The sequence below is a fragment of the uncultured Nostoc sp. genome (assembly GCF_964245575.1).
Taxonomy (GTDB): domain Bacteria; phylum Cyanobacteriota; class Cyanobacteriia; order Cyanobacteriales; family Nostocaceae; genus Nostoc.
In genome coordinates this window covers 1-4,423 of sequence record NZ_CAXTNP010000440.1, presented here as the reverse complement: position 1 = coordinate 4,423, position 4,423 = coordinate 1, and the positions used below count along the sequence as shown (strand labels likewise).

Genomic DNA, 4,423 nt, shown 5'->3' with positions numbered 1-4,423 from the left:
ACTTAAGAGTTGGCTTCTCCCTATTATATGCAGCTTCATATTAAATTGGTATAAGGAAATAAACTTAGTTAAGATCCCAAAATGTCCTCACCACAAATGCAATCCTACGGTTGTAACAACTCTCTAGACCAGCCTTTATCCACTCTGCCGTCGTGGAAAATCAAACTGCTGTATGACGGTCAATGTCCCTTGTGTCTGCGTGAGGTTAACTTTTTGAAGAAGCGGGACGCCAGTCGAGGGCTGGTGGCGTTTGTAGATATTGCAGCTGATGACTACAACTCGCAAGCACATGGCGGTGTTGACTATGAAACTGCAATGAGGCGTATTTATGCTGTGTTGCCAGACGGAACGCTAGTTGAAAATGTTGAGGTTTTCCGTCGCATTTACGAAATTCTGGGGATGGGTTGGGTTTATGCTGCAACTTCCTTACCAGTTATCGGTGCTATTGCCGACTTCCTATATGGGATTTGGGCTGATTGGCGACTTTTCTTAACAGGACGACCAGATTTAGCGACTATTGTACGAGAGCGTTCTTCTCGACAAGCTTGCAAGACCCAAAGCCGTTGTTGCTTAATGGATGAAGATGACTAAGCCCAGTTTCACAATAAATGGGAGCAACGCGATTTGGTGAGGTTGGGCAAAAAAGGTGCGATGCCTTCTCTACGAGAGGCTTCGCCAACGGCGGGCGCAGCCATCGCTAAAAATTATGATTTAAGTACAAAGCGACTTTATTTGCCATTACCATACTGATTTGCAGGGAAATTTATCTTGATGAGATATCTCAAAAAGATTACTAGCAAGCTATTTAACGATTTTTAAAAAAGAAGTAAAGCAACCAATTTTAATTATTTAGTCTTAATTATGGCAATTGACTAATTAAAACCCAAATTAAGGTATAAAATTTATCAAGCAGATATCGGCTTGATGAACGAATTAAAGATAGAATCACAAAAATTATCCCAATTTCCAGCTATCCATTGGCATCGGAGATGTAACATAATTTCAGCATTAGTTTTTAACCAAAATTTCCCGTTTCCTTTCATACGTAAATTAACGACTTGACAATTTTACTTTCAACTGCACCACTACCAAGAGGGAGCTTTTGAGACACAACTTCATTATATTTTAAAAGCCTCCGTCGATAAGCTTTTAAAATGTAGTTTCGTTCTCGTACTAAAATTTTGCAGCGTTCTCCAGTAGCTGATAATATAAACTCACCGATGTTTCTCATTAAATCCAGTGCTTGACCTTTTTTTAAAATTTTACGAGCCTTTTTAAACCATTGTTGACGCTCATTATTTGTGTTAAAAGCAGCATCGGCAAAGTCTTGTAAATGTGATGCTGCGTGATAAAAATCTAATAACTGATAAGTTTGGTAGGGACATTGTAGTTTTTTTAATAAAGGAGGGATATGTATCCATATCCACTCTGCACCATCCCCAATTAATAAGACTTGTTTTGCTTGGCTTATACCCAAATTTACTAAATACATTTCTAAAATCTGGATGAATCCTTGATAACCTGAATACGTGCCATCATTAGTAATAGGAATTGCTGATGTCCTAACTTTTTTACCTTGTTCATTTACTACATAAATTGTTAGTAATTTTGGCTCTATCCATTCACCTGTAAAGCCATAACGATTTGTTTTAACCTTACGCTTTTCTTTTTTCGGTATCCGAATACGGGTACGACCACCGTCTACAGCAATTACAACACGTTGGTCTTTAAGAATATTTAAGGTGGATAAATTACCAGATTTTAAGTCATTTAGCTTGTGATTACGTAAATCTATTCCCAACTGACCAAAATAATATGTTAGCCGTTCTATTCGTTTTAAACTAATCTTTATTCCCCAATCAATTAGTGTTGTACGTGCAGCTTCAAAGGAACCTGCAATTGCACCATATTGAGCAACCTTTGATAAAACAACTGGGGTTAAACCCTCCGATATTCCTAAATATCTTAAGAAGGGACAAAATCCTTCATCTTGTTTATTTTTATTTGGTTGATAAAGACGTTCAACTACATACGGTAGTTTTAAAGTTACTTCAACATTCCCAACTGTTAATATTTGTCGCTTTTTATAACCATGCTTTTGCGTTGTCTTATGCCACCATCCCTGTGTCTGCTGCATTGATTTCTCTAAAAAATCTTGACATTTAGACAGATTATGAAGCAATAAAGCAATGCATTCTCCGGCTAAAATTAATGCTAATTCCCTAATCTTGTCCTCACGTAACTTTAAAATTTGTCCCTCAAATTCTAAGATGTTCGTTAATTCTAAAAGTTTCGTAACTTTTCAAAGAAAGTGTGACAATGATTTGCTCAAATCAAAGGTAGAATATATATTATTTTTCATTCAGTGACGGCAAACTCCCTGTTTTGATGTCAGATATTAAAACCTTTACTATTCGGGAATCCTACCTTTTTTTGTGGGACAAAAAAAGTCATCTTCATATTCTAAAATCCTCGACCAAGTTGATTTAGTATTAACACGTAATTGACATGTAATAAATATTTTAGTTATACGCAAGTGAGTTTTTAGCGATGGCTGCACCCGCCGTTGGCGAAGCCTCTCATAGAGAAGGCATCGCACGTTTTTTATCCGACTTCACCAAATCGCGTTGCTCCCTTCGACCTCTTGCTTAAAGATATCGCGGGGGAACATTAGAACAGCTGGCCCTGGACGACCAGAAAGAGCGGACTTAACAGCTTCAGTCAAGTGATACCAAAAGTCGTCTGGTTTTGAAACCTTCGCTACATACTTAGTAACAGCACTCCAAAGCTTTATGCTATCCACTGTACGACCGATACCTGATGAGTCTTGAAAGGCTCCTTTTCCTTCAAGCACTAACGGTGGCTGTCCAACTAAAGCAAGAACAGGAACTGACTCCGCATACGACTCTGCAATACCAGTAATTAAATTCATCATTCCACCACCAGAAGTTGAGCAGCATACACCTAATTTGCGGTGAACACGTGCGTGGCAGTCTGCCATAAAAGCCTCCCCATCTTCAGTCTTAGTCATCACTGACTGTAGCTTTCCTTCACCTAACCGATGGATGGCATCGTGAAGGTGTTCAATATTTGCGCCGCTAACACCAAAAATGTAGCGCACGTTTAAAGATATTAAAGCTTTTACAAGTGCATCATTTAACTTAATACAAAGATACTTATTACATTTGTATTAATTAAGCAGTCACAAACTTTGAAAAAATGAAATATAGCACTAAAATTGATAATAGCAGCATCATGAGATTTACGATAGTAGTTAAAGAAAAAAAATCGTAAGGATTCAGGTCTAAAAATATTCGTGATACTCCTAATCAAGTGTCTCCTTTGTCAATACTCTGCTACCTGAATCCTTACAAAAAATCTAAACCATTTAATCAAATATCTACGGTTTTTCAAGACTTTGTATGCTAAATCAGTTTGCTAAAAATCTGAAAATATTGCTGTACAATAAACGCTCATCAATACAGCTTCTGCATACTACTCCTTGTTCTTGCAAGTTTGCAATAAAGTTAATTCTAAACGAAGATTAGCAACATCTAGCTCCAGTTTTTATTTTACTATTTGTATAGCTTCTAATTGCACTTTATAGCTATCACGCTCGGTTATTAACTTTTGTACTTCATCTTGTTGAGGCGTAAAAGAGATTGGCATAGAATTACTAGTTGATTGTTATATCTGACCAACCTCAACCTTGGGTAAGGCTAATGCTTCAATTTTATTTGCATCACTCTGTTGTCTTGTTCTTATTTTAGAACTTTTATATTTATTCATGAGATTTTTCGCAACTTCTGGATCTACTACTTTGCCTGCTTTGATAATATCTATTGCTTCATCTCTAGCTGCTTGACAAGTACTAGGGGCTGCTAATTTGTAGAGAGCAGTAGGAGTGATATTATTAATCAAATTTCCGATTATCGGAAATTTGGACTCAAATGCTTTAGCAACGTGAATGAACTCATAAGCTGAAGTTTTACCCATTCCGAACTCCCGTCGCAACCAAGGTAGAAACTCACCATGCTCTATGAGGTTTTGAGCTTCTAGTAAGTTAAGACCAATGCAATAAATATCCATAGCACTTCGTTTTAGCCTGCGTCGTGTGTCTTCTGCTAAAGTAGTTAAGCGTTGTTGTTTTTCCTCTTTAGTCTTAAAGTCTGACTTACTTTTTGGTACTAAAGGCTGTTCAATGATTTCCTCTGGCTGGGTAGCTATTACTTCGACTTCTATAGGTAAAGCTGCTGACTCGTCGTTAATAATCTCCATATAGTACATTCCTGCCAGTATTCGTATTTTTCTCAAAGATATTCTTGCATAACAGTGTTTTAGCCTTGTTACATCATGCTTTAGGGAACTTGTAAGTAAGTCGGCGGGGAAATTTATAAGTATGTAACAAAAGCTTAACCAGAGT

The 4,423-nt window shown here is 37.2% G+C and carries 3 protein-coding genes and 1 pseudogene; 1 reads left to right on the top strand and 3 read right to left on the bottom strand.

From position 1 onward, the window contains the following. The first annotated feature begins 81 nt into the window (after positions 1–81). Positions 82–591: a thiol-disulfide oxidoreductase DCC family protein gene (locus tag ACFFAP_RS36435; protein ID WP_375515770.1), complete on the top strand. Its 510-nt coding sequence runs from the start codon at positions 82–84 to the stop codon at positions 589–591. A gap of 314 nt (positions 592–905) precedes the next feature. Here ACFFAP_RS36435 and ACFFAP_RS36430 read toward each other — a convergent pair. The 3 genes and pseudogenes from ACFFAP_RS36430 to ACFFAP_RS36420 form a co-directional block, all read right to left on the bottom strand. Beyond that, a pseudogene (locus tag ACFFAP_RS36430) lies at positions 906–2,362 on the bottom strand (ISLre2 family transposase). A 252-nt stretch (positions 2,363–2,614) separates the two neighbouring features. Further along, the gene (locus tag ACFFAP_RS36425) at positions 2,615–3,166 is read right to left on the bottom strand and encodes a thiamine pyrophosphate-binding protein (protein WP_375515771.1); all 552 of its coding nucleotides are present in this window, start codon (positions 3,164–3,166) and stop codon (positions 2,615–2,617) included. 521 nt (positions 3,167–3,687) lie between these two features. After that, positions 3,688–4,278 carry a DUF3102 domain-containing protein gene (locus ACFFAP_RS36420; protein WP_375515769.1) on the bottom strand — a complete coding sequence of 197 codons (591 nt, stop codon included), beginning with the start codon at positions 4,276–4,278 and terminating at the stop codon, positions 3,688–3,690. Positions 4,279–4,423: the final 145 nt, after the last annotated feature.

Bases quoted from the DNA above. Each gene is read 5' to 3' on its own strand.
- ACFFAP_RS36420 (WP_375515769.1), bottom strand. From the start codon at position 4,278: ATGGAGATTATTAACGACGAGTCAGCAGCTTTACCTATAGAAGTCGAA.
- ACFFAP_RS36435 (WP_375515770.1), top strand. From the start codon at position 82: ATGTCCTCACCACAAATGCAATCCTACGGTTGTAACAACTCTCTAGAC.